The sequence below is a fragment of the Sphaerisporangium sp. NPDC004334 genome, assembly GCF_053602655.1.
The window spans coordinates 233,112-252,257 of the sequence record NZ_JBSGDZ010000007.1 but is presented as its reverse complement, the minus strand read 5'-3'; the positions used below and the strand labels follow the sequence as shown (position 1 = coordinate 252,257).

At 72.4% G+C, this 19,146-nt stretch carries 18 protein-coding genes; 8 read left to right on the top strand and 10 right to left on the bottom strand.

Going from position 1 to position 19,146, the window contains the following annotated elements; translation table 11 throughout:
• Positions 1-551 precede the first annotated feature (551 nt).
• The gene (locus ACWEN6_RS11160; protein WP_452570060.1) at positions 552-1,295 is read right to left on the bottom strand and encodes an SRPBCC family protein; all 744 of its coding nucleotides are present in this window, start codon (positions 1,293-1,295) and stop codon (positions 552-554) included.
• Positions 1,295-1,906, bottom strand: a complete 612-nt coding sequence (locus ACWEN6_RS11155) for an ArsR/SmtB family transcription factor (RefSeq protein WP_452570059.1) — start codon at positions 1,904-1,906, stop codon at positions 1,295-1,297. The genes ACWEN6_RS11160 and ACWEN6_RS11155 overlap by 1 nt, the downstream gene beginning before the upstream one ends.
• A 110-nt stretch (positions 1,907-2,016) precedes the next feature.
• Between ACWEN6_RS11155 and ACWEN6_RS11150 the strand changes: the two genes are divergently transcribed.
• Together ACWEN6_RS11150 and ACWEN6_RS11145 are read left to right on the top strand one after the other, a co-directional pair.
• A complete protein-coding gene (locus ACWEN6_RS11150) occupies positions 2,017-2,250 on the top strand; it encodes a zinc-ribbon domain-containing protein (RefSeq protein ID WP_354835572.1) in 234 nt (77 codons plus the stop codon).
• A gap of 55 nt (positions 2,251-2,305) precedes the next feature.
• Entirely contained in the window at positions 2,306-2,767 is a 462-nt protein-coding gene (locus ACWEN6_RS11145) for a nucleoside deaminase (RefSeq protein ID WP_380829848.1), read from the top strand.
• Between the two features lie 117 nt (positions 2,768-2,884).
• On the opposite strand, the gene ACWEN6_RS11140 is transcribed toward ACWEN6_RS11145, so the two are convergent.
• Positions 2,885-4,498, bottom strand: coding sequence for a sensor histidine kinase (locus ACWEN6_RS11140; protein ID WP_452570058.1), 1,614 nt, complete (start codon positions 4,496-4,498; stop codon positions 2,885-2,887).
• Between the two features lie 223 nt (positions 4,499-4,721).
• Between ACWEN6_RS11140 and ACWEN6_RS11135 the strand changes: the two genes are divergently transcribed.
• The 3 genes from ACWEN6_RS11135 (at position 4,722) to ACWEN6_RS11125 (ending at position 7,632) form a co-directional block, all read left to right on the top strand.
• The gene (locus ACWEN6_RS11135; protein ID WP_452570057.1) at positions 4,722-5,843 is read left to right on the top strand and encodes an LLM class flavin-dependent oxidoreductase; all 1,122 of its coding nucleotides are present in this window, start codon (positions 4,722-4,724) and stop codon (positions 5,841-5,843) included.
• Positions 5,844-6,072: 229 nt separating this feature from the next.
• Positions 6,073-6,690, top strand: a complete 618-nt coding sequence (locus tag ACWEN6_RS11130; RefSeq protein WP_452570102.1) for an FMN reductase — start codon at positions 6,073-6,075, stop codon at positions 6,688-6,690.
• 147 nt (positions 6,691-6,837) lie between these two features.
• On the top strand, positions 6,838-7,632 hold the full coding sequence (locus tag ACWEN6_RS11125; protein ID WP_452570056.1) for a ribonuclease HII: 795 nt from the start codon (positions 6,838-6,840) through the stop codon (positions 7,630-7,632).
• Here the strand turns inward: ACWEN6_RS11125 and ACWEN6_RS11120 are convergent.
• Positions 7,619-8,539, bottom strand: a complete 921-nt coding sequence (locus tag ACWEN6_RS11120) for a LysR family transcriptional regulator (protein ID WP_452570055.1) — start codon at positions 8,537-8,539, stop codon at positions 7,619-7,621. The genes ACWEN6_RS11125 and ACWEN6_RS11120 overlap by 14 nt on opposite strands.
• A gap of 58 nt (positions 8,540-8,597) precedes the next feature.
• Here ACWEN6_RS11120 and ACWEN6_RS11115 point away from each other — a divergent pair, with 58 nt between their 5' ends.
• The gene (locus ACWEN6_RS11115; protein WP_452570054.1) at positions 8,598-9,824 is read left to right on the top strand and encodes an NAD(P)-binding domain-containing protein; all 1,227 of its coding nucleotides are present in this window, start codon (positions 8,598-8,600) and stop codon (positions 9,822-9,824) included.
• 75 nt (positions 9,825-9,899) lie between these two features.
• Here ACWEN6_RS11115 and ACWEN6_RS11110 read toward each other — a convergent pair whose 3' ends face one another.
• The 5 genes from ACWEN6_RS11110 to ACWEN6_RS11090 all read right to left on the bottom strand — a co-directional run bounded on the left by ACWEN6_RS11110 (position 9,900) and on the right by ACWEN6_RS11090 (position 13,211).
• On the bottom strand, positions 9,900-10,721 hold the full coding sequence (locus tag ACWEN6_RS11110; protein WP_452570101.1) for an NAD-dependent protein deacetylase: 822 nt from the start codon (positions 10,719-10,721) through the stop codon (positions 9,900-9,902).
• 126 nt (positions 10,722-10,847) lie between these two features.
• The gene (locus tag ACWEN6_RS11105; RefSeq protein ID WP_452570053.1) at positions 10,848-11,609 is read right to left on the bottom strand and encodes an ABC transporter permease; all 762 of its coding nucleotides are present in this window, start codon (positions 11,607-11,609) and stop codon (positions 10,848-10,850) included.
• Positions 11,606-12,451 (bottom strand): ABC transporter ATP-binding protein, encoded by an 846-nt coding sequence (locus ACWEN6_RS11100; RefSeq protein WP_452570052.1) that lies wholly within the window; start codon positions 12,449-12,451, stop codon positions 11,606-11,608. Before ACWEN6_RS11100 ends, ACWEN6_RS11105 begins: the two co-directional genes overlap by 4 nt.
• A 23-nt stretch (positions 12,452-12,474) precedes the next feature.
• Entirely contained in the window at positions 12,475-12,879 is a 405-nt protein-coding gene (locus tag ACWEN6_RS11095; RefSeq protein WP_452570051.1) for a DUF1048 domain-containing protein, read from the bottom strand.
• On the bottom strand, positions 12,876-13,211 hold the full coding sequence (locus ACWEN6_RS11090; protein ID WP_452570050.1) for a PadR family transcriptional regulator: 336 nt from the start codon (positions 13,209-13,211) through the stop codon (positions 12,876-12,878). The genes ACWEN6_RS11095 and ACWEN6_RS11090 overlap by 4 nt, the downstream gene beginning before the upstream one ends.
• Positions 13,212-13,432: 221 nt before the next feature.
• Between ACWEN6_RS11090 and ACWEN6_RS11085 the strand changes: the two genes are divergently transcribed.
• Positions 13,433-14,758, top strand: coding sequence for a trypsin-like peptidase domain-containing protein (locus ACWEN6_RS11085; protein WP_452570049.1), 1,326 nt, complete (start codon positions 13,433-13,435; stop codon positions 14,756-14,758).
• Positions 14,759-15,242: 484 nt separating this feature from the next.
• Here ACWEN6_RS11085 and ACWEN6_RS11080 read toward each other — a convergent pair whose 3' ends face one another.
• Positions 15,243-17,990 carry a LuxR C-terminal-related transcriptional regulator gene (locus tag ACWEN6_RS11080; RefSeq protein ID WP_452570048.1) on the bottom strand — a complete coding sequence of 916 codons (2,748 nt, stop codon included), beginning with the start codon at positions 17,988-17,990 and terminating at the stop codon, positions 15,243-15,245.
• A 336-nt stretch (positions 17,991-18,326) separates the two neighbouring features.
• Between ACWEN6_RS11080 and ACWEN6_RS11075 the strand changes: the two genes are divergently transcribed.
• Positions 18,327-19,055, top strand: a complete 729-nt coding sequence (locus ACWEN6_RS11075) for a 2OG-Fe dioxygenase family protein (protein ID WP_452570047.1) — start codon at positions 18,327-18,329, stop codon at positions 19,053-19,055.
• The last annotated feature ends 91 nt before the right edge of the window (positions 19,056-19,146 follow it).

The following is a 19,146-nucleotide window of genomic DNA, read 5'->3' as shown; positions in this document are numbered from 1 at the left end:
GAGAGCCCCTCGCCCGGAACCGGCTCCGTACGGCGAGTGCCGGGGGCCGCAGGACGTCCTGCCCCGTTGGGGGTGGGGTGGTCCCGATCGGCGGGGTTGGGCGGGGGACGTTGGAAGGGCCCGCCGCCGGGCGGCTCCGGGGGGCGTGGGAGCACGCCGCGGGCCGCCCCTGGAGGGTCCTGGTGGAACGGTTCCTCTCCGGGCTCGCCCGGGTCCCGGTGCAGGACCACCTCGTCCTGGTCCCGCGGGCCGCCGCCGCTCCCGGGAGGGAAGACGGAGGCGGAAGCGTGACCTAGGCGGTCGTGCGGCTCGCCCGCTTGGGGTTCGCCCTCAGCGCCGCCGTTCCCCGAACGGGGGACGGAGGCGGAAGGGTGACCCAGGCGGTCGCGCGGCTCGCCCGCCTGGGGGTCATCGTCGGCGCGACCGCGGTCGTCGCCGTATCGGGGATTCGTGCTCTCGTCCATGCCCATGGTGACCTTCGGTACCGGCGTCCTGTCGTCTGATGCTGCGCTGGTCGGGGCCGCCGCTCTCACGTGCGGCGGGAAGGGCCGTCAGGCGAAGAGCTTGTCCAGCCAGTCCTGCCAGGCCTGCTCGACCTTCCTCGGGTCGATCTTGTCGGTGAAGATGTGGTGCGCCACCACCACGGTGTCTTGCTGGCCACGGATGAACCGGTACAACCCTTCACCGGTCCGCACCCCCAGGAAATCGGGCGCCACATAATCGGCCACCCCCTCGATCGGCGTGAAGCCCTCCGGCGTCAACCGCACCCGATCGCCCTGAACCACCTTCCCCGGCAACCCCAGACCCCGCTCCAGCACCGACCACACCGGCTCCACCCCACCGCCACCCGGCCGCGCCGCGAACACCACCAGCGCGAACTGACCGGGAAAATGCGTCAGATACTGATCCAGCGTGTGCAGATACATGTCCCAGCCGCGCTCCAACGCCTCCACCTCCGCCTGCCATCCATCACCCAGAACACCGCTCTGCACGAGCCGCAGTACCGTTCCGCCCTGTTCACGCCCCTCGATCAGGAACTCGAAGGCCATGAACGTGCCGTCCTCGCCCTCGGCGCCGCGGAACTCGAACCGCCTCCCCGGCTCCCACGCCGTCACCGTCGCCTCCACCGGGAAGTCACCGAAGAACTGCACCGCCTTGCCGCCCACCCACGGCTCGACCTCATTGCGGCCCAGAAACCAGGAGTTCAACCCCGGCCCGCTGGCCACCGCCTCCCACACCTGCTCGGCGCTCGCCCGCAGCTCGATCTTCTTGCGCACTTCGAACGGATGCGTCATCACGGGGTCCCTTCAGGCTCGAGGTCTGTCTCACTTGGCACGTAGGGGTGCATCGCCACGATCAGGCGGTGCACGCGGCCGCCATCGGCCGACTCGTCGTGGTATTCGCCGGCCAGGGCCGTGACCGCCTCGGCCAGCCGGGTGGCGAACGCGGCGCGGTCGGCGGCCGAGGCGAAGCGCACCTCGCCGTCGATGGTGAAGGTCGGCACCCGCCTGCGGGCCTTGGCCGCGGCGATGACGAGCCTTCCCACGTCGCGCACGAGCCGCGAGGCGACGGCGAGCAGCCAGCGCGCCGAGAGCGCGTCCGGCGAGCGCGCCGGATCGGGCGCCACCGCCGCCAGTGCCACCGGCGAGATGACGTAGGAGGCCGCCGTGGCCCGCATCACCCGTTCGGTCACATTGCCCTTGCGCCGCTCCTCCGCCAGCTCGACCAGGCCGTGCCGCTCGAGCGCCTTGAGGTGGTAGTTCACCTTCTGGCGCGGCAGCCCGACCCGCCCGGCCAGCGTCGCGGCCGAAGCGGGTTCGGCCAGCTCGGCCAGCAGCCGGGCCCGCACCGGGTCCAGCGAGACCTGGGCCGCCGCCGCATCTTCGATCACCGCAACTTCGAACATGACACAACGGTCTCACCGACAAACGAAGTTGTCAAGACTGTCTAAGTTGTCGGATCGCGGGGGCGATGGCGAAACGGACTCGAGCGTCCCGCATTGGGTAGAGGTGGGTGATGTTCATCTTGTTCGGGCTCCGCACGACCATCCATCCGCTCGGCACGCTTCGCTCCGCCTGCCGCGTCTGCGGCACCGTGGCGGCCCAGATGCTGTCAGAACGGGTGACCCGGTTCAGTCTGTTCTTCGTCCCGCTGTTCCGGCTGCGCACCAGGTACGCGGCACAGTGCACGGCGTGCGGCGCGACGTACGGCTTGTCGCGGCAGGAGGCGACCCGCTCGGCCATCCTGTGACGCGGCGCGACGCGCGGCCGGTTTCCCGTGGCGGCCGTCGCGGAATGCTCACGCCATGACCGTCGAGCACACCTCCCCGGCCGCGATGCTGGCCGTGGCGCTGGAAGAAGCCAGGAAGGGGTTCGCCGAGGGCGGGGTCCCCGTCGGCGCGGCGCTGTTCGGACCGGACGGGCGGCTGCTCGGCCGGGGCCGCAACCGCCGTGTCCAGGACGGCGACCCGTCGGTCCACGGCGAGACCGCCGCCTTCCGCGACGCGGGCCGGCAGCGCACCTACCACGGGACCACCATGGTGACGACGCTGTCACCCTGCTGGTACTGCAGCGGCCTGATCCGGCAGTTCGGCATCACCGGCCTGGTCGTGGGCGAGAGCCGCACGTTCACCGGTCAGCACGAGTGGCTGGCCCGCCACGGCGTCCACGTGGTCGTGCTCGACTCCGCCGAATGCGCCGAGCTGATGACGGCGTTCATCGGCGAGCACCCGGAGCTGTGGTACGAGGACATCGGCCAGGACACCTGACCCCTCCGCCGGCGGCGGAGGGGTCAGGCCGGCGAGCACGGCCCGGCGTCGCGGCGTCCCGGCTTTGGGACCGCGTCGCGGGCGTACGGTGCCGGCAGGCGACGGGGAGGCCGGGACTCAGGCGTCGCGGGCGGCGGTGGCCTGCCTGGCGGGGATCGCGGACGCGGCCGGGGCGGCGACCGGTGCGCCGACGGGCGCGGCGGGCCCGTCGTTCACGGGCAGGTGGATGATGAAGCGGCTCCCGCCGGTGTAGGCGAGGTCCAGCTCGATGCGCCCGCCGTGGTAGGCGGCGATCTTGCGGCAGATCGCGAGCCCGATGCCGGTGCCCTCGTAGGCGTCGCGGGTGTGCAGCCGCTGGAAGATCAGGAAGATCTTGTCGGCGTACTTGGGCTCGATGCCGATGCCGTTGTCGGTCACCGTGATGCGCCACTCGTCGCCGTCCTGCTCGCCGTCGACCCGCTCGGCGTCGACCCGCACGACGGGGGCGCGATCGGGATGGCGGAACTTCAGCGCGTTGCCGATGAGGTTCTGCCAGAGCATCACCAGTTGGGTGCGGTCACCGATGATCTCCGGCAGCTCGCCCACCTCGACGGTGCCGCCGGTGTCCTCGACGCGGACCGCGAGGTTGCGCACGGCCAGCTCCACGGTCTCGCTGAGCTTCAGCCGCGCGAACTCGACGTTCAGCCTGCCGATGCGGGAGAAGGTCAGCAGCTCGTTGATGAGCGTCTGCATGCGCTTGGCTCCGTCGACGGCGAAGCCGATGTACTGCTTGGCCCGCTCGTCCAGCCGGTCGCCGTAGCGCTGCTCCAGCATCTGGGTGAAGCTCGCGATCTTGCGCAGCGGCTCCTGCAGGTCGTGGCTGGCGACGTAGGCGAACTGCTCGAGCTCGCCGTTGGAGCGCCGCAGCTCCTCGGCCTGCCGCTCGAGCATCTCGCGCGACTGGCGGGTCTCCTCCAGCTCCGTCACGATGCGCACCCGCATGGCCTCGATGTCCAGGGCCAGTTCCGCGACGTCGGAGGGGCCGCCGGTGTCGACGTGGTGGCCGAAGTCGCCCGCCGTGACCCGCCGCGAGGCGGTGCGCAGACGCTCCAGCGGCCGGAAGACCACCAGCCGGAGCAGCACCGCGATCGCGATGATGGTGAGCAGGAAGAAGACGATGATGCCGCTGAAGCTCACGTTCCTGACCGTGCGCGCGGAGCTCAGCTCGGCGCGGGCGGCCTGACGGGTCCGCGCCCACGCGGCGTCCTGCGCGTCGAGCGCGGCCCGCAGGGTGTCGAACGCGCGGCGGCCGGCCTCGGTGCGCTCGGCCGGCACGTTGTCGAACCCGTCGCGCCGGACGGTGGCGATCAGCGGCTCGGCGTAGCGGGCGCGCCACTCGGCGCTCAGCCGCTCGACCTCGTCCAGCTCGCGCAGCGGCGGGGCACCGGGCGCGAGCCCGCGCACGGCCGCGGCGGTCCGCCGCTCGGCGGCCTGCCCGGCGACGTAGGGGTCGAGCAAGTCCTCCTTGCCGGTGAGCAGGTAGCCGCGGACGCCGGTCTCCTGGTCGACGAGCGCGGTCCTGATGCGCTCGGACTCGATGCGCGCCGGAGAGATCACGTCGGTCAGGCGGTTGGAGACCTCCGTCGTGTGGCGCAGGACGACCGAGCCCGCCAATGCGGACAGCGCCAGCAGGACGACCATGACGACCAGCACCAAGGCGAACCACGCCTGGGCGCTCCAGCGAGCTCTCATAGGGTGCCCGAAACGACCCTGACGATGGCGGACATGCAAGGCATCGTAGCTTTCCCCCAGCGTGCTCCGGACCGTACGTCCCCGCGCTGCGCGTCTGTCGTCACAGCGGATATGGGAGACCGGCCCGGCGGGGCCGCGCGGCCGTGGGGCCCGCTGGAATAACCGGTGCGGTGACGACGCTTAGGTCGTTGAAACTTCAACAATACGAAGGATGATGAGGGCGATGCAGTTCGGGATCTTCAGCGTGGGCGACGTCACCACCGACCCGACCACCGGCACGACGCCGAGCGAGCACGAGCGCATCAAGGCGATGGTCGCCATCGCCCTGAAGGCGGAGGAGGTCGGCCTGGACGTCTTCGCCACCGGCGAGCACCACAACCCGCCCTTCGTCCCCTCCTCCCCGACCACGATGCTCGGCTACATCGCGGCGCGCACCGAGCGGATCATCCTGTCCACCGCCACGACCCTGATCACCACCAACGACCCGGTGAAGATCGCCGAGGACTTCGCCATGCTCCAGCACCTGGCCGGCGGGCGCGTCGATCTGATGATGGGCCGCGGCAACACCGGCCCGGTCTATCCGTGGTTCGGGCAGGACATCCGCCAGGGCATCCCGCTCGCCATCGAGAACTACGCGCTGCTGCACCGCCTGTGGCGCGAGGACGTCGTCGACTGGCAGGGCCGGTTCCGCACGCCGCTGCAGGGATTCACCGCGACACCGCGCCCGCTGGACGGCGTCCCGCCGTTCGTCTGGCACGGCTCGATCCGCAGCCCCGAGATCGCCGAGCAGGCGGCCTACTACGGCGACGGGTTCTTCGCCAACAACATCTTCTGGCCCAAGGAGCACTTCATCCGGCTGATCGGCCTCTACCGCGAGCGCTTCGCCCACTACGGGCACGGCTCTCCCGAGCAGGCCATCGTCGGTCTCGGGGGGCAGGTGTTCATGCGCAGGAACTCCCAGGACGCGGTGCGCGAGTTCCGGCCGTACTTCGACAACGCCCCGGTGTACGGCCACGGCCCCTCCCTGGAGGAGTTCACCGAGCAGACCCCGCTCACGGTGGGCAGCCCGCAGGAGGTCATCGACAAGACGCTGACCTTCCGCGAGTCGTTCGGCGACTACCAGCGCCAGCTGTTCCTGATGGACCACGCCGGCCTGCCGCTGAAGACCGTCCTGGAACAGCTCGACATCCTCGGCGAGGAGGTCGTCCCGGTGCTGCGCAAGGAGTTCGCCTCCGGCCGGCCGGCCCAGGTGCCGGACGGGCCCACCCACGCCGCCCGCGTCGCCCACCGCGACGCCGAGGCGGCGGCCCAGGAGCCCCAGGTCACCACCGGGCCCGCCTTCTGAACCTCCGCACCGGGTCGCGGCCAACGGGCGCCGTCGCCGCCTGACAAGCGCCCGCTGAGCCCGGGCCTCCGAACCGGCCACTCGAGCCCGAGCCTCGGAACCGGCCACCCGGGCCCGGGCCTCGGAACCGGTCCCCCTTGTGCTGCGTCCCACCCACCCCCTGACCGGCGTCGATCCGCCCGGGACGCCGGTCCCCTTCCCCGCCATCCCCGACCTCCGGGAGCACCCCATGAAGCCGTTGAAGCTCGTCGCCGTGTCCGCGGGCCTCAGCCTGCCGTCCTCGACGCGCCTGCTCGCCGACCGCCTGACCGAGGCCGCCCGCGCCCGTCTGACGCAGGACCGGGAGGTGGAGGTGCGCGTCGTGGAGCTGCGCGAACTGGCCGGCGACATCGCCGCCAACCTGACGACCGGCTTTCCCTCCCCGGCGCTGGACGAGGCACAGCGGGCGGTGGGCGAGGCCGACGGCCTGATCGCCGTCACCCCGATCTTCACCGCCTCCTACAGCGGGCTGTTCAAGTCGTTCGTCGATGTGCTGCCGAACACCGCGCTGGTCGGCAAGCCGGTGCTGATCGCGGCGACCGGCGGCACGGCCCGGCACTCTCTGGCGCTGGAGCACGCCATGCGCCCGCTGTTCGCCTACCTGCGCGCGGTGGTCGTGCCGACCGCGGTGTACGCGGCCTCCGAGGACTGGGGCTCGGCCGGGGACGAGCGCACCGAGGGCCTGGCGGCCCGCGTCGCCCGCGCGGCCGGCGAGCTGGCCGATCTGATGCTGCGCCGGCCCCCGGCCGCCGAGCCGGTCGAGGAGCTCATCCCCTTCGAACAGCAACTTGCGGCGCTGCGCCCCTGATCCGGGCTCCGTCCGCCGACCCGCGCCCGTCCAGCGACAGGCGGCCGTGCCTGCCGGAGACGCCGCCGGCGACCACCGCCCACCCGGTGACCGGGGTCCGCCGGGGAAGCGGCGCCGCCGTGCGTGCCGTCCTGCCATGATGGACCGATGCGAAAGCGGACCACGCAGGCCACCCAGGCCACGCAGGCCACGGGGGCGACGGCTGCCACCCGGGCCACGCGGAAGGAGGCGCCCGCCGAGCCTCGTGCCGCCGGCTACCTGATCGAGCAGGAGCTGCGCGCCGGAGGGGCTCGCGTCATCGCCGGGGTGGACGAGGTCGGCCGCGGCGCGTGGGCCGGTCCGGTCGTGGTGTGCGCCGCGGTCACCGACCTCGGCCCGCCGCCCGAGCTGCCCGGCCGCGGCGGGGCGACGGTACGGCTCACCGACTCCAAGCTGCTGGCGCGCACCCACCGCGAAGCGTTCGCCGAGGCGCTGCCCGGCTGGCTGACCTGCCACGCGATCGGCGCGTCGAGCGCCGAGGAGATCGACGAGGTGGGCATGACCGAGGCGCTGCGCCGGGCCGCGTCCCGGGCGCTGTCGGCCCTGCCCGTGCGTCCGGACGCGGTCATCCTGGACGGCAAGCACGACTTCCTGCGGGCACCGTGGCGGGTGCGCTGCGAGGTCAAGGCCGACCTGCGGTCGATCAGCGTGGCGGCGGCGTCGGTGCTGGCCAAGGTGCACCGCGACCGGCTGATGGCCGATCTGTCTCCCGGGCATCCGGCCTACGACTTCGCGGGCAACGCCGGCTACCCCTCCCCCGTCCACCAGGCGGCGCTGGCCGAGCACGGCCCGACGCCGCACCACCGCCTGAGCTGGTCCTACCTGGACGACCTGCCCAAGTGGCGGCACCTGCGCCGGCACCGTGACCCGCTCGCCGCCTCCGGCCAGCTCACTCTGCTCTAACCGGCGGTTCCCGACCGGCCGCGCGCCGCAGGAAGCCGACCACCGTGCGGGCGGCGGGCAGCGGCGCGGGCGGGAGCACCGCCGACACGGTCCGGCACGGCGCCGGCTCACCGAGCGGGCGCAGCGCGAGGCCGTCCGGCACGGCCCACGCGGCGATGGAGGGAACCAGCGTGACGCCGAGCCCGGCCGCGATGAACCCGAACTTCCCCGTCCACTCGGCGATCTTGAGCGTGCGCGGGGTGAAGCCGGCGCGGGCGCAGGCGTCCGCGAGCATGGTGCGCTGCCCGGGAGGCGGCGCCTCCAGCCAGGTCTCCTCGCGCAGGTCGCGCAGGTCGACGTGGCCGGCCGCCGCGAGCGGATGGTCGCCGGGCAGCGCGACGAGCAGCTCGTCCCGCACCAGCTCGACGAACTCCAGGTCCTCGTCGTAGGGGAGCCCTGAGGGATAGTCGCTGACCACCGCGACGTCCAGGCTCCCCTCACGCATGCGGCGCAGCAGCGCGCCGCTCTGTCCCTCGGCGGGGACCATCTCGACGTGCGGGAACTCCCGGCGGAAGGCGCTCAGCGCGGCCGGGACCAGCGCGACGTTGGCGGTGGCGAACGCCCCGAGGCGGACGCGCCCCCGGTAGCCGCCGTGGATGCCCGCCAGGTCGTCCGCGGCCCTGGCCAGGCGGTTGAGCACGGCCCGCGCGTGCTGCCACAGCAGCTCCCCGGCCGGGGTCGGCCGCACGCCCCGCGGGAGCCTTTCGAACAGCGGCCCGCCCGCCTGCCGTTCCAGGGACGCGATGCGGCGCGAGACCGCGGACTGGGTGTAGGCGAGCTCGCCGGCCGCGGCCGTGAACGAGCCTCTGCGTGCGACGGCGTCGAGCAGGCGCAGCGCGTCGATGTCGAACACATTCCTCCAACGCATGGGATACATGCAATCTAGTCGCTGGTGGAATGCGTAGCGCTTCTCTACGGTCGAGCCCGTGATTGCCCTTCTCGGACTGGGACGCATGGGCGTCCCCATGGCCCGGCGACTCGTGGAGGCCGGGCACGACGTGACGACGTGGAACCGCACTCCGCGGACGGTGCCGGGCGCGCGAACCGCCGCCTCGCCGGCCGAGGCCGTGGCGGAGGCGGAACTGGTCATCACGATGCTCAGCGACCCGCCCGCGGTGACGCACGTGCTCGGCCTGGCGGCGCCTGGACTGCGGGAGGGGACGCTCGTGGTCGAGATGTCCACCATCGGGCCCGGCGCGGTGGCCGCCCTGCGCGACCTGCTTCCCGCGAGCGTCGGCCTGGTGGACGCACCGGTGCTGGGCAGCGTGGACCCGGCGCGCGAGGGCACGCTCACCGTCCTCGCCGGCGGGTCCCCCGGCGACCTGGCGCGGTGCCGCAAGGTGCTGGAGGTCTTCGGGCACGTGCGGGAGATCGGCGGCCCCGGCGCCGGGGCCGCGATGAAGCTGGCCGTGATGAGCGCGGTGGTGCCCGCCCAGGTGCTGCTGGCCGAGACGGTCGCCTACGCCCGCGCGGCGGGGGTGGACACCGGGGCGCTGCTGGACGTGCTCGGCGCCAGCCCGCTCGCCGCCCTGGCCGAACGGGTGCGCCCCGCGGTGGAGGGCACGCGCGCCGAACGCCGCTACGGGCTCGGCCTCGCGGCCAAGGACCTCGCGCTCGCCACGCACCCCGTCCAGACGCTCGCGGGGGCGGCGGGGAGCCGGCTGGACGCGGCGGTCGCCGCCGGCCTCGGCGGCGAGGACCTGACCGCCGTGTTCCCCCACATCGCCGGCGGCCCGGCGCCGCGCGTGCGTGCCGGGGTGGACAGGCTCAACCCCGCCTCGGTGCCCGCCACCAACGGGCGCTACTCCCACGCCACGCGGGCCGGCGACCTGCTGTTCGTGTCCGGACAGGTGGCACTGGACGCCGAGGGCAACGTGATCGGCGGGGACGACATGACCGCGCAGACGGAGCAGGTGATGGAGTACCTGTCCCGCATCCTCGCCGACCAGGGCTGCACGTTCGACGACGTGACCCATATCAGGACGTTCCTCACCGACATGTCACGCCTGCAGGAGCACGCCGCCGTGCGCGCACGCCACATCACCGGCGAGCCCCCCGCCAGCACGACCGTAGAGGTCACCCGCCTGTTCCGCCCGGGCCTGCTGGTCGAGGTGGAACTCACCGCCGTCATCCCCCCGCCCGCCGCCGGGTAGCGGGACCTCACCGGGGGTGGCGGGGACCTTCCGCGTGAGGACGTCCATTTCTGGAGGAGAGGCGCGCCCGGCCGGTCAGGAGTCGGCGGTGGTGTCCAGGAGGTCGGCGGTGTGGGTGAGGGTGGGGCCGAGGGGGGCGTCGACGGTGAGGTCGGCGTAGTCGTCGCCGCGGGTGGGGCCCTGGTTGACGATGGCGACCGGGACGCCCAGCTTGGCGGCCCTCAGCACGAACCGGCGTCCGGACATGACGCTGAGTGACGAGCCGAGGACCAGCAGCAGCCGAGCGCGCTCGACGAGCGCGAAGCACGCGTCGACGCGGTCCCGCGGAACGGTCTCGCCGAAGAAGACCACGTCGGGCTTGAGCATCTCGCCGCCGCACGCCCGGCAGGCGGCGGGGACGAACGCCTCGACGGCCTCGCCGGGCAGTTCGACGTCACCGTCGGGGTTGACGGCGGTGACCAGGGCGCCGAACCGGGGGTTCGCCTCCCGCAGGCGGCGGTCCAGCTCCTCGCGCGGGGTCGTGTCGCGGCAGTCGAGGCAGACGACGCGGTGCAGGCTGCCGTGCAGCTCGATCACGCTCCGAGCGCCGCCGGCCTGGTGCAGGCCGTCGACGTTCTGGGTCACCAGGCCGGACACCAGGCCGCGCCGCTGGAGGCGGGCGACCGCGTGGTGCCCGGCGTTCGGCCTGGCCCGCGCCATGGACCGCCACCCGGCGTGGCTGCGCGCCCAGTAGCGGCGCCGGGCGGCCGGGTCTCCGGTGAAGGCCTGGTAGGTCATCGGGGTGTGCCGGCGCAGGGCGCCGCTCGGCCCCCGGTAGTCGGGGATGCCCGACTCGGTGGAGATGCCGGCCCCGGTCAGGACCACCACGTCGCCCTCGGCCAGGAACTTCGCCAGCATGCCCGCGCCCTCGTTCACCCCTCCATGGTGCCCCACGCCTGCGTCCAGGTGGAAATCCTGCGCGTGAACCGCATTCCGCCTGTTCGTGACGCTGAGGTGGATCAGGACGGGCGCGACCACCATGGTTCAGGCGATCTTGCGGCGGTAGGTGGCCATGGCGGCGATGTAGGCGACGACGAGGATGCCGGCACACCAGGCCAGGGCGATCCAGATGTCGGTGCCGACCGGCCGCTGGGTGAACAGGTCGCGGATGGCGTTGACGATGGAGGTCACCGGCTGGTGCTCGGCGAAGGCGCGCACCGGGCCGGGCATGGTGGCGGTGGGCACGAAGGCCGAGCTGAGGAACGGCAGGAAGATCAGCGGGTAGGAGAACGCGCTCGCGCCGTCCACGGACTTCGCCGACAGGCCGGGGATGACGGCGATCCACGTCAGCGCCAGGGTGAACAGCACCAGGATGCCGGCGACGGCGAGCCACGCCGGCACTCCCGCCGCCGAGCGGAACCCCATGAGCAGGGCGACGAGCACGACGACCACGAGCGAGATCAGATTGGCGACCAGCGAGGTCAGCACATGCGCCCAAAGCACCGACGACCGGGCGATCGGCATGGAATGGAAGCGCTCGAAGATGCCGCTCTTCATGTCCGTGAACAGCCGGAACGCGGTGTAGGCGATGCCCGAGGCGACCGTGATGAGCAGAATGCCGGGCAACAGGTAGTTCACATACGATTCCGCCCCTGTCTTGATCGCGCCGCCGAACACGTAGACGAACATCAGCATCATGGCGATCGGCATGATCGTGGTCGTGATGATGGTGTCCACGCTGCGCGTGATGTGACGCAGCGATCGTCCCAGCAGGGCGGCGGTGTCACCGAAGAAATGCCTGGTCATCGTTGCTCCTCACTCGTCCGTGCCGAGATGGCGTCCGGGCCGCTCTCGCCGTGCCCGCCGTGCTCGCTGTTCTTGCCGCCGCCGCCGACGAGGGTGAGGAAGACGTCCTCCAGGGTCGGCTGCTTCTCGACGTATTCCACCTTGGCCGGCGGGAGCAGTCGCTTCAGTTCGGCCAGGGTGCCGTTCACGATGATCCGGCCCTCGTGCAGGATCGCGATCCGGTCGGCGAGCTGCTCGGCCTCGTCCAGATACTGCGTCGTGAGCAGCACCGTCGTACCTCGCGCGGCGAGTTCCTTGACGGCCCGCCACGCCTCGATGCGCGCCTGGGGGTCGAGACCGGTCGTCGGCTCGTCGAGGAAGACGACCGGCGGATCACCGACGAGGCTCATCGCGATGTCCAGGCGGCGGCGCATGCCACCCGAATACGTCGACACCTTCCGCGCGCCCGCGTCGGTCAGCGAGAACCGTTCCAGCAGGTCATCGGCGATCTGGCCCGGATCCTTCAGGTGCCGTAACCGGGCGACCAGCACGAGGTTCTCCCGCCCGCTGAGGATCTCGTCCACGGCCGCGAACTGCCCGGTGAGGCTGATGGACTCCCGCACGTCCGCGGCCTGCGTGGCGACGTCGAAGCCGTTGACGCGCGCCTTTCCCGCATCGGCCTTCAGCAGCGTGGAAAGGATTCTCACGACCGTGGTCTTCCCCGCCCCGTTCGAGCCGAGCAGGGCGAAGATGCCGCCCCGCGCCACGTCGAAATCGACGCCGCGCAGCACCCGCAGTTGTTCGTACGATTTCTCCAGGCCCTGCACCCGGATCGCGGGGCCCTGAATCCGATCGGCTGTCATTCCGATATCCGTTCTCTGTTTCGTCACGACTTGTCGCCCGCGGCCAGATCGGCGGCGCGGTCGATGGCGTGGGTGAGCCGTTCCCGCTCGCGGCTGATCCACTGACCCTCCGGGTAGTTGCGGAGGAACGCCTCGGCGAACTCGACCGGGTCCTCCCCGACGACCTCGCGGACCGGAGTCCCGTTCGCCGCGCTCTGCTCGAACAGGTCGGCGAGATCGTCCAGCATCGCCAGCAGGCTGTCCGCCTTTCCCGGCCCGAAGAACAACATGTACCGCTGCAGCGCGTCGATCGCCGTGTGATAATCCGCGGGAAGCCGCTCCGTGCGCGCCTTGTACTGCCGGTAGCGCTTCTTATGCTCGAACGGCCCGGTGACCAGCTCCAGGTACCGCAGGTAGCGATTCTTCTGCTCGATCGGATCCGTGGTCATTCTCCATTACCTCCGTCGCGGAGCTGTTCGAGCCGTTCGGCGAGAAAACTCCAGGTCTTCCAGAACTCTTCGAGATACTCCCGTCCCTGCGCGTTCAGGGAATACACCTTGCGCGGCGGCCCTTTCTCGGACGGAACCCTCCGCACGTCGACGAGACCGCGCTGCTCGATCCTGATGAGCAGCGCGTAGACGGTGCCTTCGGCGATGTCGGAGAAGCCCTGGTCGCGCAGCCACGCCGTGATCTCGTAGCCGTACGCGGACCGGCCGGACAGGATCGCGAGGACGATGCCCTCCAGCGTCCCCTTGAGCATCTCCGTCACCAGCTTGCCCATGAGGCATCCCTCCTCCAGCTACTTGGTGACACTAGCTACTAGTACATAGTAACGCTGAATAGCGACGGCGCAAGCCCGCGTGGCTCCGGTCGCCCCGCAGATGGCCGGCGGCCTCTCCGCTGGGCACGAGCTGCCTCGGAACAGGGAGTAAGTGGGATGCAAGGGAGCTTTCAGGGGGTTCGCCCAGACTCTGCGGAGGAGATGCCTGAGGGGGTGGAGCCATGCGAACGGGCTTACGGATGGCGGCGGCGGGGCTGAGCTTGGCGGGAATGGCCGTGGTGCCGGGGGTCACCGGGGCCGCCCCGGCGCAGGCGGAGCGCGGAGTGGCGGTCGGCACGCGGCTGGCGGCCCGCACCGATCCGGCGGTGCAGCTGATCGAGACCGACTACGCCGCGACCGTCACCGTGCCGTCGCCCAAGGCCAAGAAGGCGTTCTCCGCGCTGTTCGACGCGGCCGCCCGGCACGCCAAGGCGGGGCGCATCCCCGCCGACCACCAGAGCCAGGCCAAGTGGGTGCTGCGCACCGCCGCCGGGCACGTCGAGCGCTACCTGGCCCCGGCCGGGCCCGCACGCACGGCCAAGCTGGTCCGTCCCGGCCTGTGCACCGGCTGGTGGGTGACGCCGGACGGGTACATGGTGACCGGCGCGCACTGCGTGAGCGCGACCCGGGCGGCCCTGCGGCGCTTCTACGGCGCCAAGGTGCTCCCCACGGTGACCGGGGCGGACGCGAAGTCGTTCCTCACGGCGATCCGCAGGAGCGCCCAGCCGGACGACGAGCTGGTGCGGCTGGCCAAGGAGATGTTCGGGCGGTTCAACGCGCGGCAGATGCGGGTGACCGGGATCCGCCGAAGCATCGCCGTCATCACTCCGCTGCCCGGCGGCGGCAGGGACAAGACGGCCAAGGTGACGCCGATCCGGTTGATCGCCAAGGGCCGCGACTACCCCGGTGAGGACTTCGCCGTGCTCAAGATGCCCGGCGCCCATGACCTGCCCACGGTGCCGCTCGGCCGCGACTCCGACGTCCGCGTCGGCGACCCGCTGTACATCAACGGGTTCCCGGGGCTCATCACCACCAACACCGCCGTGTTCGACCTGCGCTCGCGGCTGTACCCGGCGCTGACCGAAGGCGCCTACAACGCCCGGCGCACCACCGTGCTCGGCGTGCCGTACATCCAGGCTCAGGCGCCGTCCTACCACGGCAACTCCGGCGGACCGGTCTTCGACGAGGACGGCAAGGTCATCGGGACGCTGATCGCCGGCTCGGTCGACCCGGCCACGGGCGAGACCGCCGAGAACCACAGCTTCATCCTGCCGGTGAGCATCGTGCGCAAGCGGCTGGCCGCCGCCGGGGTCGCGCCGTCCGCCTCACGGACGACGGTGCTGTACGACGCCGCCTTGGCGGACTTCTTCGCCGGCCGCTACCGGGCGGCGCTGCCCCGGTTCCAGCGGGTGCGCGCGCTCTTCCCCGCCCACCCCTACGTCGCCTCGTACATCACCGAGTCGCGGCACGCCATCGCCGCCGGCAAGGACAGAACTCCCCGCCGCTGACCCCCGCCCGGTCTCGCCGGCTCGGCGCCACACCAAGGCGCCGAGACCGCCGTACCACCTCCCCCCGGGTCGGCGCCTGGAGAGAGGGACCCGAGGGGCGGAACCGGGGACGCCGACCGCCGCCGATCAATCAAGAGGCGGAGGGAACGCCGACTCCCGGCGGTCCACGGGGAACCCGCCGCGTCGGCGCCCGAGGAGGCTCGCGAGTCGCGGAACACGGGTACGCCCGCCCTCGCGGCCATGACCTCGCTCGCCGTTCGCGACGGCCGGGTCACCGTTCGCGAGGGGCGGCTGACCGGGGGCCAAGGCCGGGTCGTCGTTCGCGCGGGCCGGGTCGGCGGGTCTGTGGTCCTGGTCGCCGTGTGGGGGCCGCGTGGACGGGGGCCCCGCGAGGGCGTCGGGGGTGGTGGGGACCTGGCCCCAGCGGGCCCTGACCATCCATTCCACGTAGGACTGCATGCCGGAGTTCATCGCACACCTCGTTTCACGTCGCCGGGTCACGGTCGTCGTCGGGGGCGGGCTGGAAGAGACCGAGAAGGGCGCCCAGCTCGGTGCGGTCGCCGATGCCGAGCTTGCGGTAGGCGCGCTGCAGGTGGTTCTCGACGGTGCGCACCGACAGCACGAAGTGGGCGCTGATCTCCTTGCTGGACATGCCCTTGGCGGCCAGCTCGGCGATCTGGTGCTCCCTGCGGGTGAGCCGCGGCCGTTCCAGCGCGGACAGGGCGGGAGTGCGGGCGCCGCTCGACTTCGCCAGGCGCAGCGCCCTGGCCGCCGCGGCCGAGGCGGCGGCGAGGTCGCCGGCCGCGCGGTGGCAGTTGGCCTGCTCGGCCGCCGCCTCGGCGGCCAGCAGCGGGCTGCCGAGCCGCTCGAGACCGGCCGAGGAGGCGGCGAGCCCGTCGCCGTCGCCGGCGGCGGCCGCCGCGACGTGCGCCGCGTACAGCGGCACCGCGCCGCCGCCGGCCTGCCCGGCCAGCTCGCGGAGCCGGTTGAGGACGTGCTGGGGGGCGCCCATCCTGGCCACGTCGTGCAGGGCGAGGGCCTCCATGCCGACGGCGCCGAACTCGCGGGCGAGCGCCGCGCCCTTCTCGGCGATGGCGGGGGCGTCGGGAGAGTTGCCGGCCGCGGCGACCCATGAGCGGGCCAGCTCGATCCACGGCTGGAGCAGCCACAGGCACCGCTGGTCCAGGCCGTCGGCCTCCGCCAGGGCCCTGCGGGCCGCTTTGACGTCCCCCGCGAGCGCGAGGCCCTGGGCGAGCTGGGCGAGCAGGACGGCGAGCAGGCCGCGGTTGCCGTGGTCGCGGGCGATGGCGACGCCCTCGCGGCAGCGGTGCAGCTCCTCGCGGACCTCGCCGCGCGCCCGGGCGACCAGGCCGCGCAGCAGGCAGAACCAGGCGATCGCGAAGGGGAACTGCCGCGCCACCGCCCGGTCGTACCCCTCGGTGGCGCACTCCTGGGCCTCAAGGAAGCGGCCGGTGAGCAGGCAGGCGTGCACCCGTCCGAGCTCGATGAAGATCTCCAGCCAGGGCAGCTCGCCCTGCCAGCGCAGGCTGTGCTCGCGGGCCTCGGCCAGGGCGGCGAGGCTCTCCTCGGGCCGCCGCAGGAAGGCCAGCGCCACGCCGCGGGCGACCTCGGCGACGCAGCGGGCGCGCACGCCGGCGGGCGCCTCGGCCATGACCTGCTCGGCGAGCACGACGGCCGTCTGGCAGCGTCCGGCGAAGACGTGCAGCAGGGCCTGCAGGGCGCGAAGCTCGGCGCGGGGTTCGCCGCCGTGCAGGTCGTGCAGCTCGGCGCGGAGCAGCAGCCACGCCTCGGACACGCTGTCGAGGCCGAAGGCCAGGTTGAAGGCGCGGACGCCGGTCAGCAGCGCGCGCTCGCGCTCACGGGTGGGGCGGCCGAGACGGGCGAGCTGCGCCTCGGCGTCGCCGGGCCGGCCGGCGAACATCAGCCCGTAGCCGAGCGGCTCGGCGATCTCCACGCCCTTGCCCGCGGCGACGGCGCAGGCGGCGAGCTGCCGGCTCAGCGGCAGGTCCAGGTGCGACCAGGCGCTCCTCATGGCGGCGGCGACGGCGCCGGCGGGCGGCTGCACGCCGTTCTCCAGGCGCCAGGCCGCGACCCTGAGCAGGTCGTCCGCGCCGGGTTCCGCGGCCTCGACGGCGTCGGCGAGCTCTTCCCTGCATCGGCGCGCCCGCAGGCGCGGGGCGCGGGCGCGCAGGACGTCCCCGTACAGAGGGTAGGCGAGCCGCGCGCGGTCGCGGCCGCCGAGCCGCTCGACCTTGACGATGCCGCGCGCCTCGACGGTCTCGACGGCGGCGCGGGAGACCAGGGCGGCCAGGACGTCCGGGCTGACCGAGTCGCCGAAGGCGAGCAGCTCCAGGGCGCGGCGGCATTCGGGGGTGAGGCCGGCGAGGCGCTTGTCGACCAGCCCGGCCAGCCGGGAGGTGACCGGGAGCGGGTCGCCGCCGCGCCAGACGCCCTCCGCGGGGATGAGCGCGCCGGTCTCGAGCATGGCGGTGATCAGCTCGCGCAGCAGGAAGGCGTTGCCGCGGGTGGCGTCCCAGCACCGCTGGACCAGCACGCCTTCGGCCGGGCCGCCCAGCGTGGTCGAGAGGATCTCTCTGACCTCGTCGCGGGTGAAGGGGCGCACCTCGATCCACTCGGCCAGGCCGCTGGTGCACAGGTCGGCGACGGGGTCGGGGACGCCCTCGCCGCTGCGTGAGGCGGTCAGGACGAACGCCTCGCGGTGGCGGGCCATCTGGAAGGCCAGGGCCACCGAGGCCTCGTCGAGCTGGTGGGCGTCGTCGATGACCAGGAGCAGGTCACGGCCGCCGGACTGGCCGATCAGGGCGTCGGCGGCCATGCGCAGGGCGTTGCCGTTGAAGGCGGTGTCCATGAGGGCGGCGGGGAGGTACTGCGCGAAGGCTCCGAACGGCACCGCCGAGGTGGCCTGGCAGGCGCAGGCACGGACGACGTGGAACCGTTCCTCGTCCGCCCGCCGGACCACCTCGGCGAGCAGCCGGCTCTTGCCGGCGCCGCCGTCGCCGATGAGCGCGGCCCCGGACAGGCCGGGGTGGCGCATGGCGACGGCGATGCGGTCCAGCTCGTCGCGCCGGCCGACGAAGACGTGCCCGAGCTCGGCCATCGCGACCCATGACCGCGGAACGTAGAGCGGGGAGCGCCCGTCGCCTGCGATCAGGCCGACCTGGTCCGGCGCGACAGGGACTTCGAGCGTCATATCGCCTCTCCCGTGTCATCGTTGCGCGTTTCCTGATCATTGTCATTTAGTGCCCATCTCCGACACCAGTGCGCCGGTCATTCGGCCGATGTGAATCCGTCATGTGCGTTCCCTTACACGCTCACAATGGGCTCCCACCTGCGCCGTTACCGGCGGCAAAGCGGGTGAGTAACGGCCCGGCGCCCATTGAGTAGCGCCGTGCGCCCAACAGAGCAGCGCGAGGTATTACCTCGCGATAAACCGTTGCCTACCTTGGTCGCAGGCAAGGCTGAAAGTTCCGATCGGACCGGCACTCCGCGCACAGAACAGGGAAACCCGACACGAGAAAGCAGCCCAATGCGTATAACGAAAACGTCCGCCCCATGGCCCGCCGAGGTCGTCGAGAAAGGGTGGAGCCACGGCAGGCTCCCCATCACGGCGACCAGCGAATGGAACGAGTTCGCCAAGTACTGGGAAGACCTTCCGGCCGACGAGTACGTCAGGGAAAGTCACGGCACCACCCGGCTCCGCCGCATCGGGCACCTGCTGGCCCGCGGCGGCGAGGGCGCGGGCGTGACCATGGAGAGGGCGCCGCACGGGGCCTTCTACCAGAGCGCTGAAATCAATTCGGTGTACGGCGGGCAGGTGCGCACCTTCGCCCCGATCACCGCCGAGACCTACGAGAACCTCTGCTTCCGTGCGGCCCTCGAACATGACCTCGGCCTGGTCAGGCGCCTGGAAGGCGACCACCAGACCTGGCTGGTCACCGTGCACCTGATCCGCATCGTGGCCACCGGCGACGCCGCGTCGGCGCCGGCCCCCGAGGGGCGGCACAGCGACGGTCACGACTACGTGATCATGCACCTGGTCAACCGGGAGCGCTGTTCCGGCGGCCTCAGCCGCGTGTTCCGCAAGGGCGGCGACCGTCCCGCGCTGGAGCACACGCTGCTGGAGCCGATGGAGACCGTCGTGATCGACGACCGCACGATGGAGCACGAGGTGACCCCGATCAGGCCGGCCGACGCCACCAGCGCCGTCCGGGACATGATGATCATCGATTTCGACCGCGTGCAGCCCGGCGGCTGAACCGACCGCCGCCCCGGGCGGCGCCCGCACGCCATCGGCGCCCTGCACCTCGAGGGCGCCGCATGCGAGGCGCGCGCGAACGCGCCGGCCC

What these genes read in the sequence shown, in the direction of transcription:
- ACWEN6_RS11160 (WP_452570060.1), bottom strand. Translation starts at nt 1,295, where the DNA reads ATGACGCATCCGTTCGAAGTGCGCAAGAAGATCGAGCTGCGGGCGAGC.
- ACWEN6_RS11155 (WP_452570059.1), bottom strand. Translation starts at nt 1,906, where the DNA reads ATGTTCGAAGTTGCGGTGATCGAAGATGCGGCGGCGGCCCAGGTCTCG.
- ACWEN6_RS11150 (WP_354835572.1), top strand. Translation starts at nt 2,017, where the DNA reads ATGTTCATCTTGTTCGGGCTCCGCACGACCATCCATCCGCTCGGCACG.
- ACWEN6_RS11145 (WP_380829848.1), top strand. Translation starts at nt 2,306, where the DNA reads ATGACCGTCGAGCACACCTCCCCGGCCGCGATGCTGGCCGTGGCGCTG.
- ACWEN6_RS11140 (WP_452570058.1), bottom strand. Translation starts at nt 4,498, where the DNA reads ATGAGAGCTCGCTGGAGCGCCCAGGCGTGGTTCGCCTTGGTGCTGGTC.
- ACWEN6_RS11135 (WP_452570057.1), top strand. Translation starts at nt 4,722, where the DNA reads ATGCAGTTCGGGATCTTCAGCGTGGGCGACGTCACCACCGACCCGACC.
- ACWEN6_RS11130 (WP_452570102.1), top strand. Translation starts at nt 6,073, where the DNA reads ATGAAGCCGTTGAAGCTCGTCGCCGTGTCCGCGGGCCTCAGCCTGCCG.
- ACWEN6_RS11125 (WP_452570056.1), top strand. Translation starts at nt 6,838, where the DNA reads ATGCGAAAGCGGACCACGCAGGCCACCCAGGCCACGCAGGCCACGGGG.
- ACWEN6_RS11120 (WP_452570055.1), bottom strand. Translation starts at nt 8,539, where the DNA reads ATGCGTTGGAGGAATGTGTTCGACATCGACGCGCTGCGCCTGCTCGAC.
- ACWEN6_RS11110 (WP_452570101.1), bottom strand. Translation starts at nt 10,721, where the DNA reads ATGCTGGCGAAGTTCCTGGCCGAGGGCGACGTGGTGGTCCTGACCGGG.
- ACWEN6_RS11105 (WP_452570053.1), bottom strand. Translation starts at nt 11,609, where the DNA reads ATGACCAGGCATTTCTTCGGTGACACCGCCGCCCTGCTGGGACGATCG.
- ACWEN6_RS11100 (WP_452570052.1), bottom strand. Translation starts at nt 12,451, where the DNA reads ATGACAGCCGATCGGATTCAGGGCCCCGCGATCCGGGTGCAGGGCCTG.
- ACWEN6_RS11095 (WP_452570051.1), bottom strand. Translation starts at nt 12,879, where the DNA reads ATGACCACGGATCCGATCGAGCAGAAGAATCGCTACCTGCGGTACCTG.
- ACWEN6_RS11090 (WP_452570050.1), bottom strand. Translation starts at nt 13,211, where the DNA reads ATGGGCAAGCTGGTGACGGAGATGCTCAAGGGGACGCTGGAGGGCATC.
- ACWEN6_RS11085 (WP_452570049.1), top strand. Translation starts at nt 13,433, where the DNA reads ATGCGAACGGGCTTACGGATGGCGGCGGCGGGGCTGAGCTTGGCGGGA.
- ACWEN6_RS11080 (WP_452570048.1), bottom strand. Translation starts at nt 17,990, where the DNA reads ATGACGCTCGAAGTCCCTGTCGCGCCGGACCAGGTCGGCCTGATCGCA.
- ACWEN6_RS11075 (WP_452570047.1), top strand. Translation starts at nt 18,327, where the DNA reads ATGCGTATAACGAAAACGTCCGCCCCATGGCCCGCCGAGGTCGTCGAG.